This is a genomic window from Burkholderia sp. AU16482 (assembly GCF_002223285.1).
GTDB lineage: Bacteria > Pseudomonadota > Gammaproteobacteria > Burkholderiales > Burkholderiaceae > Burkholderia > Burkholderia semiarida.
The window spans coordinates 826964-848661 of the sequence record NZ_NKEY01000003.1 but is presented as its reverse complement, the minus strand read 5'-3'; the positions used below and the strand labels follow the sequence as shown (position 1 = coordinate 848661).

General features: G+C 68.4%; 18 protein-coding genes. 5 read left to right on the top strand and 13 right to left on the bottom strand.

Annotated features, from left to right (window positions below; genetic code table 11):
• Nucleotides 1-145 precede the first annotated feature (145 nt).
• The 5 genes from CFB35_RS06500 (at nt 146) to CFB35_RS06480 (ending at nt 7968) form a co-directional block, all read left to right on the top strand.
• Nucleotides 146-2293 carry a hypothetical protein gene (locus CFB35_RS06500; protein ID WP_089464693.1) on the top strand — a complete coding sequence of 716 codons (2148 nt, stop codon included), beginning with the start codon at nt 146-148 and terminating at the stop codon, nt 2291-2293.
• Between the two features lie 92 nt (nt 2294-2385).
• Nucleotides 2386-3474 carry a hypothetical protein gene (locus CFB35_RS06495; RefSeq protein ID WP_089464692.1) on the top strand — a complete coding sequence of 363 codons (1089 nt, stop codon included), beginning with the start codon at nt 2386-2388 and terminating at the stop codon, nt 3472-3474.
• Between the two features lie 49 nt (nt 3475-3523).
• Nucleotides 3524-5341 carry a glutamine--fructose-6-phosphate transaminase (isomerizing) gene (gene glmS / locus CFB35_RS06490; protein WP_089464691.1) on the top strand — a complete coding sequence of 606 codons (1818 nt, stop codon included), beginning with the start codon at nt 3524-3526 and terminating at the stop codon, nt 5339-5341.
• 256 nt (nt 5342-5597) lie between these two features.
• Entirely contained in the window at nt 5598-6674 is a 1077-nt protein-coding gene (locus tag CFB35_RS06485) for a glycosyltransferase family 2 protein (RefSeq protein WP_089464690.1), read from the top strand.
• A gap of 16 nt (nt 6675-6690) precedes the next feature.
• Nucleotides 6691-7968, top strand: a complete 1278-nt coding sequence (locus CFB35_RS06480) for a glycosyltransferase family 87 protein (RefSeq protein WP_373453002.1) — start codon at nt 6691-6693, stop codon at nt 7966-7968.
• Here CFB35_RS06480 and CFB35_RS06475 read toward each other — a convergent pair.
• The 13 genes from CFB35_RS06475 to CFB35_RS06415 form a co-directional block, all read right to left on the bottom strand.
• Nucleotides 7932-8972, bottom strand: a complete 1041-nt coding sequence (locus CFB35_RS06475) for a TadG family pilus assembly protein (RefSeq protein WP_089464689.1) — start codon at nt 8970-8972, stop codon at nt 7932-7934. The genes CFB35_RS06480 and CFB35_RS06475 overlap by 37 nt on opposite strands.
• Entirely contained in the window at nt 8965-9393 is a 429-nt protein-coding gene (locus tag CFB35_RS06470; RefSeq protein ID WP_059573836.1) for a TadE/TadG family type IV pilus assembly protein, read from the bottom strand. Before CFB35_RS06470 ends, CFB35_RS06475 begins: the two co-directional genes overlap by 8 nt.
• Nucleotides 9390-10247, bottom strand: coding sequence for a lipopolysaccharide assembly protein LapB (locus CFB35_RS06465; protein ID WP_089464688.1), 858 nt, complete (start codon nt 10245-10247; stop codon nt 9390-9392). Before CFB35_RS06465 ends, CFB35_RS06470 begins: the two co-directional genes overlap by 4 nt.
• Complete coding sequence (locus CFB35_RS06460) at nt 10244-11188, bottom strand: type II secretion system F family protein (RefSeq protein ID WP_089464687.1); 945 nt, start codon at nt 11186-11188, stop codon at nt 10244-10246. The genes CFB35_RS06465 and CFB35_RS06460 overlap by 4 nt, the downstream gene beginning before the upstream one ends.
• Complete coding sequence (locus CFB35_RS06455) at nt 11185-12162, bottom strand: type II secretion system F family protein (RefSeq protein ID WP_089464686.1); 978 nt, start codon at nt 12160-12162, stop codon at nt 11185-11187. The genes CFB35_RS06460 and CFB35_RS06455 overlap by 4 nt, the downstream gene beginning before the upstream one ends.
• A complete protein-coding gene (locus tag CFB35_RS06450; RefSeq protein ID WP_089464968.1) occupies nt 12159-13577 on the bottom strand; it encodes a CpaF family protein in 1419 nt (472 codons plus the stop codon). The genes CFB35_RS06455 and CFB35_RS06450 overlap by 4 nt, the downstream gene beginning before the upstream one ends.
• Entirely contained in the window at nt 13574-14797 is a 1224-nt protein-coding gene (locus CFB35_RS06445) for an AAA family ATPase (RefSeq protein ID WP_089464685.1), read from the bottom strand. Before CFB35_RS06445 ends, CFB35_RS06450 begins: the two co-directional genes overlap by 4 nt.
• Nucleotides 14798-14818: 21 nt before the next feature.
• Entirely contained in the window at nt 14819-15202 is a 384-nt protein-coding gene (locus CFB35_RS06440) for a CpaD family pilus assembly lipoprotein (RefSeq protein WP_059573841.1), read from the bottom strand.
• Nucleotides 15203-15216: 14 nt separating this feature from the next.
• Complete coding sequence (locus tag CFB35_RS06435; RefSeq protein ID WP_089464684.1) at nt 15217-16599, bottom strand: type II and III secretion system protein family protein; 1383 nt, start codon at nt 16597-16599, stop codon at nt 15217-15219.
• Between the two features lie 63 nt (nt 16600-16662).
• Complete coding sequence (cpaB, locus tag CFB35_RS06430; protein ID WP_089464683.1) at nt 16663-17691, bottom strand: Flp pilus assembly protein CpaB; 1029 nt, start codon at nt 17689-17691, stop codon at nt 16663-16665.
• A 17-nt stretch (nt 17692-17708) separates the two neighbouring features.
• Nucleotides 17709-18191 carry a prepilin peptidase gene (locus CFB35_RS06425; RefSeq protein WP_089464682.1) on the bottom strand — a complete coding sequence of 161 codons (483 nt, stop codon included), beginning with the start codon at nt 18189-18191 and terminating at the stop codon, nt 17709-17711.
• An 89-nt stretch (nt 18192-18280) separates the two neighbouring features.
• Entirely contained in the window at nt 18281-18463 is a 183-nt protein-coding gene (locus CFB35_RS06420; RefSeq protein ID WP_059573845.1) for a Flp family type IVb pilin, read from the bottom strand.
• 617 nt (nt 18464-19080) lie between these two features.
• Nucleotides 19081-21660, bottom strand: coding sequence for an EAL domain-containing protein (locus CFB35_RS06415; RefSeq protein WP_089464967.1), 2580 nt, complete (start codon nt 21658-21660; stop codon nt 19081-19083).
• Nucleotides 21661-21698: the final 38 nt, after the last annotated feature.

Below are 21698 nucleotides of genomic sequence, written 5' to 3'. Positions count from 1 at the left end.
GTGCGCAACCGGCTGCCGTCGACACGCACCGCTCGATACCCGACGAACCGGACAGCCGCACACACCTACGGGGCTGGATTGGTCGACCTGGCGGCACGCGGATCACGCTGCCGCACGCCCCCATTCCTTGAGCGAGGAGCACACCATGTTGGCAAAGTCAGGCAAGTTCTTGCGGATCCTGTTCGCGCTGTTCGCGCTCGCGTTCGCATTCAGTCCGGGCGGCGCTCAGGCGGCCACCAACCAGCTTCTGCTGTTGGTGCCCGACACGCTGACGCTGCCCGATCCGCGCGTATCCGCATGGCTCGACAGTGCGCAGGAGGAAGGGCTGCAGATCAAGGTGATGACCGACAGCCAGTTCATGGCGGCCGGCGCGTCGCTGTCGCAGTATCCGGGCCTGATCCTGCCCGATCAGGTACATACGACCGCGGCCGACTCGCTGGTAACGGCGATCCAGAACTATGCGCTGAACGGCGGCAAGGTGATGCTCGTCTACGATTTCGGCGTGCTGAATGCGGCCGGCTTCTACGTCAGCCCGAAATCGCGCTTCAGCAGCATGGTCGGCGTGGACTACGTGCTGTATGACCAATACGGCGGCAACATGATCGGCCTCGGCAACGTGACCGGCATGAGCAGCTGGCTGCGCACGCTCCAGGTGCCTCCCGGCAAGTCGATGGCGTGGACCACGGCTTCGTCGAGCACCACGACCGCGAGTGCGCTCGCATCGACGAGCACGTCGGGTACGTCGGGTACGTCGACGAATTCGACGTCGGGCACCGCACAGTTTCTGGCCGCCAGCCCGTCGAACCCGGGCGGACTCGCCAACTACAACCACGGCGCATGGTTCCAGTACGCGACGTCGACCAAGGGCAGCGGCGTGCTGAACCAGACGGCCCCCAAGCTGACCGGCACCGTGACCGGCAAGCTGAAGAAGACCACGGCGTACACCGCCAATTCGCTGCTGAGCACGTCGACCGGCAACACGGCCAACACGCTCGCGTCGACGCTGGCCACCACCACCGACACGCTCGAAGGCATCTCCGGCTACGTGTACGGCTTCCTCACCTATCCGAGCTTCGTCACGCAAGGCACGTATACCGGCACGACCATCCTGACCTCGCCGACCTTCGGGCTGGTGTCCGGCTACAACACGTACGGCAACGGCGGCGTGCTGTTCGTCAACCTGCCGCTCGCGTACCTCGACGGCCAGACCGACGGCATGCTGATCCACGGCTACCTGCATTATTTCGGCACGCAGATGCTGAACCTGCCGTCGCTGTCGCCGCTGCCGAAGGCGATGGCCGGCCTCGTGTTCAACTGGCACTTCTGCGCGGGCGATCAGCTCCAGCCGGCGCTCTACCTGAAGAGCCTCGGCGTGTGGAACAACGGGCCGTTCTCGCTCGTGGTCACGGCCGGCCCCGATGAAGCGGCGTTCGGCGACGGTGGCGGCCTCAATCTCGCCAACAACCCGCCCGCGCAGAATCTCCTCAAGTATTTCGTGAACAAAGGCCATCGCGTCGGTAGCCACGGCGGCTGGATTCACGACTACTGGGGCGCGAATGCGAGTGAATCGAACGCGAGCACGTTCACGCAGTACCTGGTGATGAATCACCAGGCCGTTCAGGCCGTGACGGCCGTGCCGGATGTCGAGTACGCGGCGCCGGAAGGCAACACGCCGACCTGGTCGGTCAACTGGCTCGAAAGCAACGGCTTCAACGGCTACTACTTCACCGGGCACACCGGCTCGGCGCCGACCCGCGCATACCGCAACGGCGCGCTGCTGAACCCGGGCCTGTGGGCTTACCCGGTGATGCCGTTCGGCAAGTACGCGACCTTCGAGGAGTTCCAGCAGTTCGCGGTGCCGACGGCCGACGTGAACAACTGGTATGCATCGCTGATGAACTTCGTCGTCGCGAACCGCACTAGCCGGCTGATCTACGCGCACCCGCTCGGCGCGTCGTCCTATACGTCGACGCTGTCCGCGATCTTCTCGCAAGCCAATACGCTGAAGCTGCTCGGTCAGTTCAAGTGGTACACGATGAGTGACATCACGACCTTCGATCGTGCACGCCTGAACGTCACGTGGTCGGCCACCGACACGGGCAGCGGCTGGGCGTTCGCCGCCAGCCACCCGACCAGTCTCGCGAACATGACGTGGCTGCTGCCGAAGAAGGGCTTCGCACTGCCGGTCATCACGCAAGGCTTCGGCAGCGTCGTCATCACCGACTCGACGTACTGGCTCGTGACCGCGAACAGCGGCACCAGTCTCAAGTTCACCAGCGCCAAGGTGCACTGAGCCGCGACATCGACATACCCGCCGGCGCGCGACGCGGCCAACGCCGCGCCCGGCGGGATTTGCGCAGGACCACCGCGCAGGAGCCCCCCATCATGAACCGGCCCGCGCTGTTCCCGGCCGCACGCGCACGCGTGACGGCCATCGCCCGGCTATGCCGCCTGTGGTGCGTCGCTTGCGGTGTCGCCGCGTGCGGCGTCGCGCTGCACGCGAGCGCCGCCGAACTCCAGCTCAACGGACTCTACCAACGCCCGGACGGCGCGATCACCGTGCGCCTGAACGGCGCCGGCATCGATCCTTACTTCGCGTCGAAGGCGCTGCTCGCCGCCGCCGACGCCGGGCTCGACGCCCATCAGGCCGCGCTCGCGTGGATCGCGTGGCTGTTGCCGCGCCAGCGTCCGGACGGCGGCTTCGATCGCTACTGCATGAAAAGCGGCCAGTACAGCGCATGCGCCGAAGCCGATGCCGACGACGCGATGATGGCGACCTGGATCGAACTGCTCGCCCGCTTCGCGCCGCCCGACGGCCTGCCCGCCGCATGGGAGCTCAGCCTGAATCGCGCCAGTGCGCACCTGGACACGCTGCTCGCCAAGCCCACGGGCGTCTATCAGATCTCGTCGACGCTGCGCGTCGCGCTGCTGATGGACAACGTCGAGGTACACAGCGCGTTCCAGGCGCTCGCGGCGTACTACGTCCGGCATGCCGACTCCACTCACGCCGGCCCGTGGAGCCAGCGCGCCGACCGGCTCGCGGCCGCGATCCTGAAGGTGTTCTGGCGCGGCACGCAGTCCGGCTTTCGCGCGAGCACGCAGCGCATCAGCGACACGACGTTCTACCCCGCGAAAGTCGCGCAAATCTTTCCGCTGCTGTCCGGCATTCAGGTACCCGAACAATCGAACGACACGATCTACGCGCAGTGGATGCAGAAGTACGGCAAGACCTGGCTGCAACTCGCCGGCTCCGATTATCCATGGGGCTTGATCGCACTGGTCGCACTCAAGATGAACGACAGGAACACGGTCGCGTGCTGGCATGCGCGATCGGGCCCGTACCGGCACGGCGCACACTGGAACGTACTGGAGGAAGCGCTTTACCTGGCATTCGAAAGCCGGATGGCCGACCCGGTCGCGCCCGCTCAATGCGGCTTCACGACGGCGGCGACAACGGAGACCGCGTCACGCTGATCCACGCGTGCGCACGGTCCGGGGGAATCTACAGGGAAGGAGACGTGTCATGTGTGGCATCGTCGGCGCGGTCGCGCAACGGGACATCGTCCCGATTCTGATCGAAGGTTTGCGCCGCCTGGAATATCGCGGCTACGATTCATGCGGAGTGGCGACCGTCGTCAACGGCCAGGCACGCCGCGAGCGCAGCGTGTCGCGCGTCGCCGACCTCGACGCCCACGTGCGCAGCGCCGGCCTGACCGGCAGCACCGGCATCGCGCACACGCGCTGGGCGACCCACGGCGCGCCGGCCACCTGCAACGCGCATCCGATCTTCTCGCGCGACGAAATCGCGCTGGTACACAACGGCATCATCGAGAACCACGAAACGTTGCGCAGGCAACTGGCCGACGAACACTACGAGTTCGACGGACAGACCGACACCGAGGTGGTCGCGCACCTGATCCACAGCAAGTATCGCGGCGACCTGCTCGCCGCCGTGCGCGACGCGACCTCGCAACTGCACGGCGCGTATGCGATCGCGGTGTTCAGCAAGCACGAGCCGCAGCGGCTGATCGGCGCGCGGGCCGGCTCGCCGCTCGTCGTCGGCGTGAAGGACGGCGAATGCTTTCTCGCGTCCGACGCGCTCGCGCTCGCCGGCATCACCGACCGCTTCATCTTCCTCGAGGAAGGCGACATCGTCGAGCTGACGCCGGGCGGCGTACGGGTGCTCGATCGCAACGGCGCGCCGATCGAACGCGCGATCCAGACCGTTTCGTCCACGCAGGGCGTGGTCGAGCTCGGGCCGTACCGGCACTTCATGCAGAAGGAGATCTTCGAGCAGCCGCAGGCCGTGGCCGCGACCATTCCCGATGCCGGGCTGTTCGACCCCGCCGTATTCGGCCCGGACGCCGCGCGCGCGTTCGAACAGATCGACAACGTGCTGATTCTCGCGTGCGGCACGAGCCACTACTCGGGCCTGACCGCACGCCGCTGGCTCGAGACGATCGCGCGCCTCCCCGCGCAGGTCGAGATCGCGAGCGAATACCGCTACAGCGACGCGCTCGCGACGCCGAACACGCTGGTGGTCAGCGTGTCGCAATCCGGCGAGACCGCCGACACGCTCGCCGCGCTGAAGTACGCGCAGGCGCTCGGCCACGTCGACACGCTGGCGATCTGCAACGTGCCGACCAGCGCGATGATGCGCCAGACCGGCCTGCGCTTCCTGACGCGCGCGGGCCCGGAGATCGGCGTCGCGTCGACCAAGGCGTTCACGACGCAGCTCGTCGCGCTGTTCATCCTCGCCGTGACGCTCGGGCGGCTGCGCGGCTACGTCGACGACGCGCAGCTCGCGCGCTATGCGCTGCAGTTGCGGCGCCTGCCTGGCGCACTAGAAGACGTGCTCGGGCTGGAGCCGCAGATCGCGCGCTGGGCAGCGGAATTCTCGCAGCATGAGAACGCGCTGTTTCTCGGGCGCGGGCTGCACTACCCGATCGCGCTCGAAGGCGCGTTGAAGCTGAAGGAGATCTCGTATATCCACGCGGAAGCGTATCCGGCCGGCGAGCTGAAACACGGGCCGCTCGCGCTCGTCACGCATACGATGCCCGTTGCGACGATCGCGCCGAACGATGCGCTGCTCGAAAAGCTCAAGTCGAACATGCAGGAAGTGCGCGCGCGCGGCGGGCAGCTCTACGTGTTCGCGGATGCCGATACGCGGATCGACAACGGCGAAGGCGTGTCGGTGCTTCGGATGCCGGATTACTACGGGCTGTTGTCGCCGATTCTGCACGTCGTGCCGTTGCAGTTGCTCGCGTATCACGCGGCGTGCTTGCGGGGCGCGGATATCGACAAGCCGAGGAATCTGGCGAAATCGGTGACGGTGGAGTGACGTACGGTTGCTCGACGCGCGCGGGCCGGTGAAGATCGTCAACCGATCGAGCCGGCCCGCCCTGCACGATTCGCCGTCGATTCGCGCCTTGTCGAATCCCGAATACTTCGTACAATACTTAAACCCTATGTCGTCCCGTCCACGGTGGGGAGGCTGGCCAGGACCGCCTTCGCCCCGAATCGGGTAACGCCCGCCCGGCGAACGACAACGGAAACCTACCGCGCAACGCAGGCCGAATCTCTCCGGGGGCCGCAACGTGTCGACGCATGCCAGGAAGCCGCTGATATCGCTCGTCGTGCCTTTTCATGACGAAGAAGAAACGATCGACGCATTCTTTGCCGAAACGCTGCCCGTTCTGGAGTCGGTCGGCTCGGTGCGCTTCGAGATCGTCTGCATCAACGACGGCAGCCGCGACGGCACGCTGGACCGGCTGCTCTCGGTCGCCGCCGGCGACGCGCGCGTGCACGTCGTGGATCTCACCCGCCGCTTCGGCAAGGAGGCGGCGCTCACCGCCGGCATCGACGAAGCGGCCGGCGCGGCCGTGATCCTGATCGACGCCGACCTGCAAGATCCACCGGCCCTGATTCCCGCGATGCTCGAACGCTGGCGCGCGGGCGCCGAGGTCGTCGCCGCGAAGCGCACCGACCGGATGTGCGATCCGCTGATGCAACGCGTGGCGGCCTCGCTCTACTACCGCGTGCACAATCGGCTCTCCGAAGTGGAGATGCCGGAGAACGTCGGCGATTTCCGGCTGATGGACCGCCAGGTCGTCGACGCGCTGCGTGCGCTGCCCGAACGGCGGCGCTTCATGAAAGGCCTGTTCGCGTGGGTCGGCTACCGTACCGAGATCATCGAATACACGCGTGCGCCGCGCAGCGGCGGCCGCTCGAAATTCTCCGGCTGGCGGCGCTGGAATTTCGCGCTCGAGGGCATCACGAGTTTCAGCACGGTGCCGCTGCGCGTGTGGACCTACGTCGGCCTCGCGTTCGCCGCGCTGTCGTTCGTCTACGGCGCGTACATCGTGATGCGCACGCTGCTGTATGGCAATCCGGTGCACGGCTACCCGTCGCTGATTTCCGTCGTGCTGTTCGTCGGCGGCATCCAGTTGATCGGCATCGGCGTGATCGGCGAATACCTCGGCCGCATCTATCACGAATCGAAGCAGCGCCCCGTCTATTTCGTGCGGCGGCGCTACCGCGCCGAGCGCGATGCGGCCGCGCGACCGGCATCGAAGCTGCTGCAGTTCCCGCTCAAGCGCACGCACCCGGCGCGCCGCCGGGCCGCGACTCCGGCGGCCACGGGCATCGCCGCGCGCAAGGCGTCGTTCAAGTAAGCCCGGGCCACGTCAATTGGACATCCTCCGGCAATCGACCCGCCCGACGGCGCGGCCCGTCGTCGCGTGGCTCACGTCGCGACGCGTCGTCCTGTACAGCGCGCTGATGCTGGTGTCGTACGCGCTGTTCATTGCGATCTGGATCGCGGTCGTTCGTCACGCGTCCGGCAGCGGCGGCGTCACGCCGCGCCCGGGCGCCGACTTCTCGGTGTTCTGGTCCGCGTCGTACGTGATGCTGCACGGCATGCCCTCGCACGCATACGATTTTTCCGCATTCTCGCGGCTGACGACCGGGCTGTTTCCGAGCCTTCCCCGCGACGTCTTCGCACCGTGGCTGTACCCGCCCACCTATCTGCTGCTCGTGACGCCGCTGGCGCTGCTGCCGTTCGCGCTTGCTTATCCGCTGTTCGTCGCGTTCGGCGTGCTCATGCTCGGCCTAGCCGCGTGGCGCGTATCCGGCCTCCGTACGATACCCGGCGCATCGCACGCCGGCGCATTCGCGCTGGTTGCCGCGCCATGCGTGTTCGTCACCGCGACGCTCGGACAGAACACGTTCCTGACCGCCTCGTGCGCGGCGCTGGCCGTTTACTGGGCCGATCGGCGGCCGATATATGCCGGCCTGTGCATCGCGCTGCTGTCGGTCAAGCCGCAACTGGCGCTGCTGTTCCCGTTCGTGCTGGTCGCCGCGCGCGCATGGCGCACGATCATGTGGGCCGCGCTCGCGACCGGCGCGTTCGCCGCGTCGAGCGTGCTCGTCTGCGGCGTCGAGTCGCCGCGCCTGTTCGTCGCCAGCGCCGGCATCGCCCGCTCGATCGTCCTCGAGCATGGCGTCGGGTTCTGGCTCGCGTCGCCCACGCCGTTCGCGGCGTTTCGTCTCGCGGACGTGCCGCTCGGCGCCGCGTACGCCGCGCATGCGTGCATCGCCGCGATCGCGATCTACGCCGCTTGCGTCGTATGGATGCAGTCGCGCGACACCCGCGTGCGTGCGGCCGTACTGACGGTCGCGACGCTCGTGGCGAACCCGTACGTGTGGCACTACGAACTCGCGTGGCTTGCCATCGCGATCGCGTGCATGCTGTCGATCGGCTGGCGCGACGGCTGGCTGCGCGGCGAACAGGCCGCGATCGCGCTGATGTGGGCGCTGCCGATCGTCGAATACCTGAACCCGTGGCTGCAACTGCCGCAGATCGGCCCGGCCGTGACGCTCTTCGCGCTGCTGGTGCTGCTGCGCCGCGCCCGCCACGACGCTCGCAACAGTCACAACGCAAGCCGCGGCGGCACGTACACGCCGTAGTACGGCCCGACGCCCGTCGCGACGCCGGTCATCTTCACCCCGGCGACGAAGTGCCCCTGGATGTACTTGTATGCGCCGCCGAGCGACACGTCGATGTGGAACGCGGCAAATGCGACGATCGGCACGTAGGTGCTGCTCGACGTCTGCGTGACGACCGGCAGCACGACCGTCGCGCCGACCGGCACCGACGTGTAGAGCGTCGCCTTCACGCCGGTCGCGAGATAGATGCTGTCGCCGATATTGAGCGTCGTCGGGTTGCCGGTCACCATCAGGCCGCCCATCGTCGTCGTGTCGGTCGCGGTCGACTGGAACGACGTCCACTGACCGCCCATGCACAGCGCGCCATACGTCTGGCCGTTCGTGATCGAAAACTGGTACGGCAGACCCGTGAGCGGATTGATCAGCGGCTGGTTGGTCTGCGCGTTCCAGTACTGGTTGTACACGCACTGGTCGATCGCGATCGGGAAAAGCCCGCCCGCCGCGACGCCGCCCGGCGCGGCGAGCACCGCGATCGCGGTCGCGCCGCCGGATGCGCCGGGGATGCCGAGCAACCCGCCGAGCAGCAGTGGAATCGAGCCGCCGTTGATGCCCGGCGCGCGCGACACGGTCACCTGCACCGCCGGCACGTCGTACGGGCCGGGCGTGATCGTGGTCGGCTGCATCGACGCGGGCGTGCGCGTCACGTTCCAGTAGCCGGTCGTCACGGTGCCGCTCGCGAGCCGCGAGCCCGCCGCCGAATTCAGCGCGATCACGCCGTTCGCCGCCGGCGCGGCCTGCGACCAGTTCAGCGGCCCGCCCGTTGGCGACATCATCGCGTCGGCCGCCGCGAGCGCGGCCGCGTCCGCCGCATTCTGCAACTGGTTGCGCACCGTGGCGATCCACGCGATGTCGATCGCCAGCGCGCCGAACGACAGCAGCGGGATCAGGAACATCAGGAAGAACAGCGCAACGGAACCGCGTTCGCGCGCGGCGCCGATGCATCGCGTGCCGGCCGCGTCATTCATAGAGCATCACCGAGGTAGCCGAGATCGTCACGGGGCCGGTCAGCGCGCTGAACGCCGAACCGAGCACCAGCCCCGCATACGTGTAGGTCACCGTGACCGTCAGCGCGGTGCCCGCCGTCGTGCCGTTCGCCTGCGTCACGGTCACGGTCGGCGTCGTCGGCGTGCCGCCGGTGATCAGGCTGTTCTGCGTATAGCTCAGCGCGACGTTGGCGATCTGCGTCGGGGTCAGCATCGGCACGCGCAGCACGACGCCGGCCCGCGCGGCTTCGCGGCTCGCGTTCGTGATCACGGCCTTGTCGCACAGCAGCAGGCTCGTGTCGATGATGCCGATCAGCACCATCAGCAGGAACGGCAGCATCAATACGAATTCGAGGGATACGACGCCGCGCGCGTGGCGGGCGCCCGTCGCCCCGCGTGTCATTTTGCGGCCCCCGCGGCAGGCGGCACGGCGCGCGGCTCGAGCGCGGCGCCCTTCGACGGCCGCGACGCATCGGCGAGCGGACGCGCCGCGAGCTGCGTACGCACCGCCTGGTACACGCGCAGATTGTCGGCCACCGCCGACGCGGGCAGGTCCGCGGACAGCAGCTTCTTCGCCGAATCGGTGTTGCCGAGCACGCCGTACGCGAACGCGAGGTTCTGGCGCGCCTGCCACGGCGCATCGGGCAGCCCGGCCACGTCGAGCAGCACGTTCACGCCTTCGCGCGGACGATTGCTCAGCACGAGCGACAGCCCGAGGTCGACCCGCAGCCCCTGCGCGTCCGGATGCGCGCTCAGCGCGTCCCGGTACACGGTCTGAGCGTCCTCGTGGCGGCCCTGAAGATCGAGCACCGTGCCGAGCCCCTGCGCCGCGAGCGGCAGGTTTGGCTGCGCGGCAAGCAAGTCGCGATAGCGGCGCGCGGCCTCGTCGAGTCGCCGCTGTCGCAACGCGACGCGCGCGAGCCCGACCTGCGGGCCCAGTTCGGCCGGCGCAAGCTGCCGCGCCTGCTCGTACAGAATACGCGCGCGCTCCAGATCGCCGGCGCGATAGTTGACGTCGGCAAGCCCCAGTTGCGCGGCGAGCGAATCGGGATGCCGCGCCAGCACCTTCGCGTACAGCGTCGACGCGAGATCGACGTTGCCGCCGGCCAGCGCGCTGTCGGCGATGCGCAATTCGGCCTGCGGGTCGTCGCTCTTGTGCGACAGCGCCGGCCGCGTCTGGATACCCGGCGCGCAGCCGCCGGCGAGCAGCGGCAGCACGGCCGCGAAGACGAACGCACGGAGCGCGGGGCCTGTCATTTGAACACCTCGAGCAAACGGATGGCCGCCGGGCCTGCCGCGATCAGGCCGACCGTCGGCAGGATGAACAGCATCATCGGCAGCGTGATCTTCGGCGCGAGCTTCGCGGCCTGCTCCTCGAGCGCGACGATCTGCTCGGTGCGCTCGCTGCGCGACAGCGTTCGCAGCGCCTGCGTGATCGGCGTGCCGAACCGCTGCGATTGCGTGAGCGTCGTGGCCAGCGAGCGCGCCGACGCGAAGTCGACGCGGATCGCGAAATGCGTGAGCGCTTCGGACACGTTGCCGCTCAGCGTCAGCTCGTCCGCGCACACCGTCAGCTCGTCGGCGAGCGGCGGGCAGATGCGCCTGAGTTCGCGCGCGACGCGCCGCACGCCCGATACGAGGCTGTTGCCGGCCATCGTGCAGATCACGAGCAGGTCGAGCGCATCCGGAAAGCATGCGGCGATGATCCGCCGGCGCCGCCGGATCATCGCGCCGAGCACGTATTCCGGCACGATCACGCCGACCACGAACGCGGCGACCATCGCCACCGCGCGGATCACGAAGTATTCGCCGAAGCGCGGAATATACGGGCTGAACACCATCGCGACGCCGGCGAACAGCACGCCGCAACTGAGCTTGATGCCGATCATCGACGACACCGCGCGCCGTTCGCGAAAGCCCGCGCGCGCCAGTTGCAGCGCGAGCTTCGCGCGCTGCATCGGATCGAGCACGGGCAGCCGCTCGCCGAGCTGCGCGAGCCGCCGCGTCAGGTCCCGACGCACGTCGCCCGCCTGCAGGCGCCCCGCTCCCAGCGCGGGCGACCGCTGTCCGGCGGCCTGCTGCACGCGCATGGCGATGCGCCGGCGCGTGCCGCCGCCCGGCGTCGCGAGCGCCGCCGCGACGCACGCGAGCAGCAGCAACAGTTCGAGGCCGCGGGCGGCCAGCATCGACATCGTCATCGTGCAGTATCCAGTTTCGAGATCTTGCGAATCGTCACCAGTCCGATCGTCAGCAGCGTCGCGGCGATCGTCAGCATCACGCGTCCGGCATGCGTATCGAACAGCAGCATCACGTATGCGCGGTTCACGAGGAACAGCGCGCCGATCATCACGAACGGCACCGCCGAGATGATCTTCGTCGTGATCCGCCCCTCGGCGGTCAGCGCGCGCGTCTTCAGGCGGATGTCGCGGCGCGTGCGGATGATGCTCGACAACTCGTCGAGCGTCTCGCCGAGGCTGCCGCCGGTCTCGCGCTGCAGCAGCAGGTAGACGGTGAAGAACGAGAAATCCGCGATCATCAGCCGGTCCGCCGCGTGCGTCAGCACGTCCTTCAGATCCGCGCCGACGCGCAGGCTGTCGCCCATCGTGCGGAAGGTCGAGCGCACCGGCTCGGCGGCGCTGTCGCCGACCGTGCTGATCGCCTGCGTGACCGGAATGCCCGCGCGCACCGCCCGCACGATCAGGTCGATCGCGTCGGGGAACGCCTCCAGAAAGCGCAGCCGGAAGCGCTCGACCAGCGCGCGATAGCTCGCGCGCATCGCGATCAGCGGCAGTCCGACGTAAATCGCCGGATGCACCACGCGCGGCAGCGCCACGAGCTTCACCACGACGATCCCCGCGATCGCGCCGGCGATCGTGCTCGCGACGACGATCCGCAGCCCGCGCTCGCCGCCGACCGCGCGCACGCGCGTCACGTAGCGCTGCACCCATGCCCGCACACGGGTCTGCCGGCGCGGCAGGTTGAACAGCGCGACACCGGCCCCGGCTGCCGCACCGGCGGCCCGGCCCGTCAGCGATGGCGCAATGCGCTGCATCCGCGCGCGAATGCGCTGCTCCGGCGTCTGGCGCGCGCGGTCCAGCAACGCCGACAGGCCGAGCCCCACCGCGAGGATCACGACGAAGGCGCCGAGCGCGAACAGGTCTGCCGTCCTCATTGCCGGAACGCCTCGGTAAGCGCGTCCTCGACGCCGTAGTACGCGGCGCGCGGCGCGAAGGCGGGCCGCAGCGACGACGCCTCGAACACGCCCTTCACCGCGTCGCGCGTCGTGTCGCCTTCCTGGCGGAACGCGAACAGATCCTGCGTGATCACGACTTCGCCTTCCATCCCGACGATCTCGGTGATCCGCGTCACGCGGCGCACGCCGTCGCGCATCCGCTCGACCTGCACGAACAGATGCACGGCGCTCGCGATCTGGCGCCGGATCGACAGCAGCTGCAGGTTCGCATTCGCCATCATGACCATGCTTTCGAGCCGGCTGATCGCGTCGCGCGGCGAGTTCGCATGGATCGTCGTCATCGAGCCGTCGTGGCCCGTGTTCATCGCCTGCAGCACGTCGAATGCCTCCGCGCCGCGGATTTCGCCGAGGATGATGCGGTCGGGCCGCATCCGCAGCGCGTTGCGCACGAGATCGCGCTGCGAGATGCCGCCGAGCCCTTCCGTGTTCTCCGGCCGCGTCTCGAGGCTCACCACGTGCGGCTGCAGCAGTTGCAGCTCGGCGGCGTCCTCGATCGTCACGATCCGCTCGTGCTCCTCGATGTGCTGCGACAGCGCGTTGAGCAGCGTCGTCTTGCCCGACCCGGTGCCGCCCGAGATCACGATGTTCAGCCGGCACGCGCATGCGATCTTCAGGACCTGCAGCATCCCGTGCGAGATGTTGCCCTGATGCGCCATCCGCGCGAGCGTGATGTCGCGCTTCGCGAACTTGCGGATCGAGATCGACGCGCCGCGCATCGCGATCGGCGGCAGGACCACGTTTACGCGGCTGCCGTCGGCAAGACGCGCATCGACCATCGGGCTGCTCTCGTCGACGCGGCGCCCGACCGCCGCCGCGATCCGCTGCGCGACGCTCGTCACGTGCGCGTTGTCGCGAAACTTCAGCGGCGTGAGCTCGAGCCGCCCCGCGCGTTCGACGTACACCTGGTCGGGGCCGTTCACGAGGATGTCGGACACGGTGTCGTCGGCAAGCAGCGGCTCGATCGGCCCGACGCCGAACATGTCGTTCAGGATCGCGTCGACGATCAGCACCTGCTCGCCCGTGGTGATCTTCAGGCGCTCGCGCTCGACCGTGTGCGCGGCCACCTGTTCGATGCCGGCCCGCACTTCGTCGCGCGTCTTCATCAGCGCGGCCGACATGTTCATCGACGCGAACACCGCGTTGCGTATCGCGTCGAACTTGCCGGAGCGGATGAGCGCCTCCTGGGTATCGGCCGTCGCGGCCGCACGCGCCGACGTGGACATGGACGCCGGCACCGGGCTTACGGCCGGCGCGGGCGCAGTGTCGTGCGGCGCGGGGCGAGAACCCGCCGGCGCAGGGTCCGGTGTCGGCTGCTTGCGGGTACCGAACGTCACGATCCCTTCCTCCATTTGACGAAGCGCGCGTACCACGGCTCGGCGACGGCCATCGATTCGCCGGTGATGCCGTTCGCGAGCAGCCGGATCTCGTCCAGGAAGCCGCGGCGTTTCGAGCGTTCGATCGGCTCGCCCAGGTTCTCCGCGATCGCGAGCGACTGTGCCTCGTGCGGCAGCTCGCGCAATTGCACGCCGCCGAACGCATCCTCGAAATCCGACTGCGCGACGCGCCCCTTGACCGGCTCGAGCGGATTGTTCAGCACCATCGACAGCAGCCGCTCGCCCGGCATTTCCTTCACGAAGCGCGCAAGCCGCGCGGCTTCGTACGCGGCGTGCACCGACCGGTCGGCGACGATATAGACGAGATCGGACGCCGTCAGCGCATCCTCGAACAGCTTGCCGGCACGGTAGCCGACGTCGAACAGCACGTAATGGAAGCGGTCCTTCAGCATGTCGACGAGCTGCGCGATCGCATCGTCGCGCAGCAGCGCGTCTTCGCCGTATGCGAGTTCGGCCGACAGCACGTGCAGGCGGTCGCCCTTCGTGACGAACATGCGGTCGAACAGCGCGTCGTCGGGGCGCAGCTCCATGTTCAGCAATTCGATCAGCCCGTTGTTGCTCGACAGCCCGAGCATCGAGTTCGCGCCGCCGCCATGCAGGTTCAGGTCGACGTACGCGACGCGCCGACGCTTCTCCCCCGTCAGGCAGCGCGCGAGGCTGACCGCGATCGTCGTCGCGCCGACGCCGCCGCGCGCGCCGACGAAGCTCACGATCTTGCCGGTGCGCACCTGCACGACCGACTCCGTCGTGGTCAGCGCGCGCCGCATCAGCTCGACGGTCAGCGGCTTGACGATGTAGTCCTGCACGCCGATGCCGAGCAGGTTGCGGAACAGCCCGACGTCGTTCTGCGTGCCGATCGCGACGACCCGCACCGACGGATCGCACACGTCCGCGAGCCGCATCAGGTCCGACACCGGCAGCACCGAATCCGACACGTCGACGATCAACTGGCGCGGCGAGCGCTCTTGCTGCTGCAGCAATCGGATCGCGTCGTCGCAGTCGCCCGGGTGCACTTGGGCGCGCGCGATCGACAGATCCTGCGCGACGCGGCGGATCACGTCCTCGCTGCCCGCATCGGACACGACCGCGAGGAGATCCGCCGCTCCGGCGGAGGCGGCGCGCTTGGCGTTCTGGCGGTCGAGGACGTTCATGGGCGGCATCGCGATCGCATCGTGAGTGGGTCAATGACCGGGCGAGCCGGTCGTCGTCTGCGTCTTGCCCGGCGCGGGCTGCTTCACGCGGTCCTCGACGTAGCGGCGCACCGCGTCGGCCGCCACTTGCGCATCGGCGCCGCCGTACGGCACGGGCGCGACGAGGTCTTCCGGGCGCGCGAGCATCGTCGCGAGATTCGTGTAGGTCGCGCAGCCGAACGGCACGCCGGGCCGCCCGAACCCTGCATCGACGAGATGCGACGGCTGCATCAGCTTCGCGCAGTCGGGCGGCACCGCGCGCACGCCGTCGAAGCCGATCGCGCGCGCATCGGGCAGGTTGATCGGCGGCGGCGCCGACAGGCAGGCCGCGAGCGCCAGCGGCAACGGTGCGGTGAACAGGGTTCGAACTCGCATGCGCGCTCCTTGGCTCAGTACACGAAGCCCGCGGCGCCGACGAGACGCGGCGTGTCGCCCGACAACAGGTCCAGCCCGAGATTGCGCTGGATCGCGAACTCGAGGTCGCTGCTCGGCCGCGCGACGGTGTCGAGCGCCTGCTCGAGCTGGCCGGGCCCGGTCGGCTGCACGATGTACGGCGTCACGATCACGACGACCTCGGTCTTGTGGTCCTGGAAGTTCTTCGATGAAAACAGCCGGCCGATGATCGGCAGCCGGCCGAGCCCCGGGACCTGCGACACGGTATCCGCGGTCTGGCTCTGCAGCAGGCCGCCGATCGCGAAGCTCTGCCCGCTCGACAGCTCGACCGTCGTCTCCACGCGCCGCACGGAGAGCCCCGGCACCGTGATGCTGCCAGTCGTCACGCTGTTGCTCGTATCGACCTCGCTCACTTCCGGGCGCACCTTCAGGCTGATCCGGTTGTCGGCGAGCACGGTCGGCGTGAAGTCCAGCGACACGCCGAACGGCTTGTACTCGACCGTGATCGCGCCGGTCGTGTTGCCGGCCTGCGCGACCGGAATCGGAATCTCGCCGCCCGCGAGGAAGCTCGCGGTCTGCCCGGACATCGCGGTAAGGTTCGGCTCCGCGAGCATCGTGATCAGCCCTTCCTGGTCGAGCGCATCGAGCACGACGTCGATCGACCAGCGCCCCGTATGGAAGCCGCCAAGCACCGAATATGCGCCGCTCGGCGACAGGTTGAACAGCTTGTTCGTCGGATCGAACAGCGTGCGTCCGTTGAACAGCCCGCCGACGAAGTTGCCTGCCGCGCCGAGCGAACTCCAGTTGATGCCGAGCTGCTGCGTGATGTTGCGGCTCACTTCCGTCACGCGCACGCGCAGGTTCACCTGGATCGGGCGCGACAGCGTGAGCCGGTTGACGATCTTTTCCTTGTCGCTCACATAAGGCGCGAGCGACTGCATCACGGCGTCCGCGTCGGCCGCGCTCGGCACCTTGCCCGACACCATCAGCGAGCCGGGCGCGCCGGACACCGACAGCTTCAATTGCGGGAAGCGGCTGTCGAGCACCGTCTGCAGCGATGCGGTATCGACCTGCACGATCACGGTCCGGCGAAGGATCGGCCGATGATTCGCGCCGAGCGCGATCAGCGAGGTCGTACCGGCCTTCTTGCCGAACACGAACACGGTGCGCGGCGACGGCACCTGGATGTCCGCGATGCTCGGGTCCGCGACGAACATCGCGGTCGCGGGCTCCGGCAACGACAGCATCTCGCCCTTGCCGGTCGCGATCGACAGCGCCGCGCCGGCGTCCGCCGCCTGCGCGCGCTGCGCGAGCGCGGCCTCCGGCGCGACGACGCAGGCCAGGCACCAGAAAGCGATCCAACGAACCGTGCGCACCATTCGTGTTCCCGTCAAATGCCGGCCGCCGGGCGGCCGGTTCCGAATCGACACCTCGTCATCGCGTCACTGCGCGACCGCCGCCCGCGGCACCTGCGCCGTCGCGTCGGCGGCGGCATTGCCCGCGGCGGGCGCAGCCGGCGCAACCGGCGTGCCCGGCCAGCCGGATGGCAGCGGCGGAAGGCCCGGCGTACCCACACCACCGCCTCCGCCACGCGAGCCGTCATCCACCGATGAACCGCGATAGATCACCACCGTATTGCCCTGCGGTGCCGGCCGCGCGCCCGTGTCGGCTTTCGCGGACGGCGAGCGCGCCGCGTCGCGGAACGCGCGCGATACGTCGCCGGCCCACACCGGCGGCGTATCGGGCTCCTGTTCGGCGCCGCCCGCCGCATCGCGGCGGTCGCTCGTCGCGAAGCTGCGCAGCGCGAGCGACAGCGAACCGAGGCGCGTCGCGACCAGCACGACCTGGGCCGTGCGCGGCGCGACCTCGAGCGTGACCGTGCGCGCGCGCACCGGTGCATCGGGCGCGCTCGCGGGCGCCTTCGCGCGCTGGAATTCCGAGCCGACGGCGAGCACGCGAGCACGGCGCACGACCGTCTCCGCTTCGAACGTGCCGGGTGTCGTCGCGGAACCCCCGATCTGCTGCGTGAGCACGACGTCGACGAAGTCGCCCGGCTGGATCAGCCCTGCGTTGCCCGACACGTCGTCGACCGGCACCGAGATCGCGCGCATGCCCGGTTGCAGCGCGGCCGCGAGAAAGTCCGGCGCGCCGGCCGGAATCACGTTGTCCGCGCGGATCGGCGTACCGGCGTCGACGCGGTTGCGCAGCAGCGCACCCTTGAGCTCCGCGCCCGGCTGGGACTCGACGAATGCGCCGGCCGGCACCTGCGCGCTCGGGATGCGCTTCCACGCGAGATCGTTGTCGCGCAGCAGCAGCCCTTCGGGCAGGTCGGCCGCCGCGACGCGCACGTTGACGTCGCTCGCCGCGCCGGACACCGCCGGCGTCGACGCGGCGACATAGAGCTGGCGCAGGACGAACGCACCGACGGCGGCAGCGATGATCAGCACGGCCATTCTCAGAGGTTTGGGCATGGCGGCGTGCGTCCCCGCTAGGTGAGCGAAACCGCGTGTGGAAACGGCGCCCAGACGGCCAGTGCGCCGCCGAGCGAAAGCGCGACGCCGTACGGCACGCCGCGCGTGTCGATCGTGCGCGCCGGCGCAATGCGCCAGCGCTGCCATGCGACGGCCGCGAGCACGGCGAGACCGCACGCCGCGCCGCTCGCGCCGACGATCGTCAGCACCGGCAGCGCGAGGCCCGGCCCGGCCCACAGGAAGACGGCCGCCGCCAGCTTCACGTCGCCGCCGCCGATCCAGCCGGCGTGACGCAGTCCGGCGAACAGCAGCAGCATCGCCGCCGCGGTCCCCACGTGAGCGGCGAGCTGCGCGAGCCCGTCGCGCGCGAGCGCGGCCGCGACGAAATACAGCATCGCGAACGTGAGCACCGTGCGGTTCGACAAGCGCCGCGTGCGCACGTCCTGCAGCACGAGCGACATCAGCACGAGCGTCGCCGCCGACTGTACGAGATGGAGCATCGGAGAGCCGTCCGTCGGCGCGCCCCGGCTGGATACGTCGTACCGCTGCGGATCCGTGTATTCGTCGGCGGCGCGCGGGTTCAGGGAGGTCAGATCAGCGCGGTGACCTTGTTCATCAGCGACGTGAACACGGCCGGCAGGCCACCGGTGTTGCTGCTCAGGATCACCCCGACCGCCGCCAGCGCGACGACCACGATGCCGGCGAGTACCGCGTATTCGAGCGAGCTGACGCCGCGTTCATCACGCAGCAGGGATTTGACGTAGTGCAGCATGACAACCTCCGTGTGACGGGGTCGTTGATCGACCGTTGAATGTAAAGACGCGGTGTTGCTTCGGTGGCGCGCACTGCGTTCGCCCATTCACGACTCATGCGGCAGCCCGGGCAACGGGCCGTTCGCATCCCCCGGAATCCATTCGATCGCTGCAACGCGCGGTTGCTGGCGTCGGCCATTGCCAGCGCCCGCTTGTTGCGTGCCCGCATCGGCACGATGCGGATCAGGCTGATTCGTCTAGGGTATAGACAATTTTTTTGGCGTTTTCAAATAATTTGGCGTCGAAATGTATTTATGAAAATGCCCGTGCACAAGTGAATCCGGAACTCGACGCGCGGGGTAATTACTGCGCCCTCCATGATGTCATCGTGAGCCCGATTAAGAATCCTTACTGCTTCGGATGGGCGATTTCCGGAACCGGGAACAATTTACGCATTTGTTCAATTTTTGACCGCCGCGCAATCCTCCTTATTACCTGGGTATCGATCCTTGGCGATCGATCCGGGCACCACGTGCTGCTCGATCGGCGTCGCACGGCGTGATCCACGATTGCACTTTCCAGGTCCATTCACGTGCCGTCACGACTGCGGACAATAACGCGCGGCGGCGCCTTCCGGTCAAGGGCGATTGCGCGGTTCCGCCACGTCGAGAGACCGCGGCGGAGACCGGCGAATGCCGAGGCGCGCCACCCCGAGATCCCCGCCGCTCAGCGACGTGTGCTCGAACCGCTGGAACGACTCGGCAATGTGCTTGCGCAGCAGCGCGACGTCCCATGGCTTGATCAGCAGCTTCTGAACGGACCCGTTGCCGGACGCGTCGGCGATCGACGCGCCGTCGCCGTAGCTGGACAGCAGGATGCGCACGATGTCCGGGTACAGCGCCTTGACCCGCTGCAGCAGGTCGAGCCCGGACACGCTCGACATCCGGAAGTCCGACACGATCACGCCGACGCGATGCTGGGCCAGCAGGTCGAGCGCTTCGTCGGGATCGGTGGTGTCGAGAATCTCGTAGCCGTCGCGGCCGAGCGCCTGCCGGAGCATCTGCAGCACCGCGCGGTCGTCGTCCACCAGCAGCAGCGTGCGGTGCAGCAGTTCGCGCTGCCGGCAGTGCTCGGGCAGCTCCGAGCCGGCGGACAGCATGTCGGCGATCTCGTCGCCGGTGACCGGATGGCTGAAGTAGTAGCCCTGCATCGCATGGCAGCGATGCCGGTTCAGGAACGACAGCTGGGCTTCCGTCTCCACGCCCTCGGCCACCGTCTCCATGTGCAGCGACTCGGCCATCGCGATGATCGAGCGCGTCAACGACGCGCCTTCCGCGCTGGTGGTGACGTCGCTGAGGAACGAACGATCGATCTTGACGACGTCGATCGGCAAGTCCTTCAGGTACGACAGGCTCGAATAGCCGGTGCCGAAATCGTCCAGCGACAGCACGACGCCGAGCGCCTTCAGTTCGCGCAGCGTGTGTGCGATCGCATTGGAGTCCTCCATCAGCACGCTTTCGGTCAGCTCCAGTTCGAGCGAGTCCGGCTCGAGACCGGTTTCCGTGAGCGCAGTTCGCACCAGGTGGGCCACGTCCTGCTGCCGGAACTGGCGCGCGGACAGGTTGACGGCAATCCGGATCGGCGGATGCCCTTCCCGGCGCCACGCGACGGCCTGGGCGCACGCGGTGCGCAACACCCATTCTCCGATCGGCAGAATCAGCCCGGTTTCTTCGGCGATCGGGATGAAGCGGTCGGGCGGAATCACGCCGATTCCCGGGCGTCGCCAGCGAATCAGCGCTTCGACGCCGCTGATCTGGCCGGTCTTGAGATCGACCTTCGGCTGGTAGTACAGCTCGAGCTCGCCGTTCGACACGGCCTGGTGCAGCGCGTTTTCGAGGATGGCGTGCTCCTCGACGCGCGCGCCCAGTTCGCGCGTATAGAAGCTGTAGCAGTTGCGCCCGTGTTCCTTCGCGCAATACAGCGCGGCATCGGCCGTCTTCAGCAGCGTCTCCGCGTCGGTGCCGTCGGTCGGGTAAAGGCTGACGCCGACGCTCGTCGTCACGTGCAGGTCGTGGCCGTCGAGCACGAACGGCGCGACGAAGGTGTCCAGGATCTTGCGGGCGATCGCGTCCGCGTCCGACGCCGTCGACAGGTTGACCAGCATCACGACGAACTCGTCGCCGCCAAGCCGCGCGACCGTGTCGCCGTCGCGCACCGAACTCTTGAGCCGCGCGGCGACGACCCGCAGCAGCCCGTCGCCCGCCGAGTGGCCGAAGCTGTCGTTGATGTGCTTGAAGCGGTCCAGGTCGAGCACCATCACCGCGATCAGTTGCCCGGTGCGCCGCGCCTGCGACATCGCCTGCTCCATCCGGTCGCCGAGCAGGTTGCGGTTCGGCAGGCCGGTCAGCGCGTCGTGATTGGCGAGGTATTCGATGCGGCCCTGCTGCATCTTGCGCTCGGTGATGTCCTGGACGATGCCGCGCAGGATGATCGCGTGATTCGGATCGCGGCCGGACTCCGCCTGATGCAGCACGTAGCGCTCGGTGCCGTCCGCGTGGATCAGCCGATGCTCGATCGAGAACGCGACGCCTTCGGTGCGCAGGCTCGCGTAGGACTGCACGAGCAGCGGCTGCTCGTCGGGCGGAACGGCCTGCACGAGCCGTTCGAACGTCGGCGGCGTATGGGCGGCGTCGACGCCGAGAATCCGGTACAGCTCCGGCGACCAGTAGCCGTCCGTCCGCCCGGCCTGGTATTCCCAGTTGCCGAGGTGCGCGAGCGCCTGCGCATGCGTGAGGCTGACTTCGGTCGTCGCCAGCTTTTCGACCGCCGCGGCCGCGCGCAACAGATAACGGACCCGATAGCCGAGCAGTTTCCACCGCATCGGCTTGGACACGAAGTCGGTCGCGCCGGCGTCGAACGCGCTGGCGATCGACGCGTCGTCGTCGTTGCCCGTGAGCATGACGATCGGCACGCGGCGGCCCTCGGGCAACGCGCGCAGCGCCCGGCAACAGTCGAATCCGTCGCCGCCGGGCATTTCGACGTCGAGCAGCACGACGACCGGACGATGGCGCAGGAACGCATCGATACCCGCCTGCGGACCCGTCGCTTCCTCGACGCGAAAGCCTTCCGGTTCGAGCGTTTCCACGACCAGCAGGCGCGTCATCGCATCGTCGTCGATGATCAGAATCGTCGGTACATCAGCATGCTCGTCGTTCACGACCGTCCTCCTGTTGTACTGCCGCGCGATCGTCATGG

Excerpts from the sequence above, each read along its gene's own strand:
- CFB35_RS06445 (WP_089464685.1), bottom strand. The coding sequence starts at position 14,797 with ATGCCGCCCATGAACGTCCTCGACCGCCAGAACGCCAAGCGCGCCGCC.
- CFB35_RS06420 (WP_059573845.1), bottom strand. The coding sequence starts at position 18,463 with ATGCTGCACTACGTCAAATCCCTGCTGCGTGATGAACGCGGCGTCAGC.
- CFB35_RS06475 (WP_089464689.1), bottom strand. The coding sequence starts at position 8,972 with ATGAATGACGCGGCCGGCACGCGATGCATCGGCGCCGCGCGCGAACGC.
- CFB35_RS06500 (WP_089464693.1), top strand. The coding sequence starts at position 146 with ATGTTGGCAAAGTCAGGCAAGTTCTTGCGGATCCTGTTCGCGCTGTTC.
- CFB35_RS06425 (WP_089464682.1), bottom strand. The coding sequence starts at position 18,191 with ATGCTCCATCTCGTACAGTCGGCGGCGACGCTCGTGCTGATGTCGCTC.
- glmS (WP_089464691.1), top strand. The coding sequence starts at position 3,524 with ATGTGTGGCATCGTCGGCGCGGTCGCGCAACGGGACATCGTCCCGATT.
- CFB35_RS06440 (WP_059573841.1), bottom strand. The coding sequence starts at position 15,202 with ATGCGAGTTCGAACCCTGTTCACCGCACCGTTGCCGCTGGCGCTCGCG.
- CFB35_RS06495 (WP_089464692.1), top strand. The coding sequence starts at position 2,386 with ATGAACCGGCCCGCGCTGTTCCCGGCCGCACGCGCACGCGTGACGGCC.
- CFB35_RS06470 (WP_059573836.1), bottom strand. The coding sequence starts at position 9,393 with ATGACACGCGGGGCGACGGGCGCCCGCCACGCGCGCGGCGTCGTATCC.
- CFB35_RS06465 (WP_089464688.1), bottom strand. The coding sequence starts at position 10,247 with ATGACAGGCCCCGCGCTCCGTGCGTTCGTCTTCGCGGCCGTGCTGCCG.
- CFB35_RS06460 (WP_089464687.1), bottom strand. The coding sequence starts at position 11,188 with ATGACGATGTCGATGCTGGCCGCCCGCGGCCTCGAACTGTTGCTGCTG.
- cpaB (WP_089464683.1), bottom strand. The coding sequence starts at position 17,691 with ATGCCCAAACCTCTGAGAATGGCCGTGCTGATCATCGCTGCCGCCGTC.
- CFB35_RS06455 (WP_089464686.1), bottom strand. The coding sequence starts at position 12,162 with ATGAGGACGGCAGACCTGTTCGCGCTCGGCGCCTTCGTCGTGATCCTC.
- CFB35_RS06435 (WP_089464684.1), bottom strand. The coding sequence starts at position 16,599 with ATGGTGCGCACGGTTCGTTGGATCGCTTTCTGGTGCCTGGCCTGCGTC.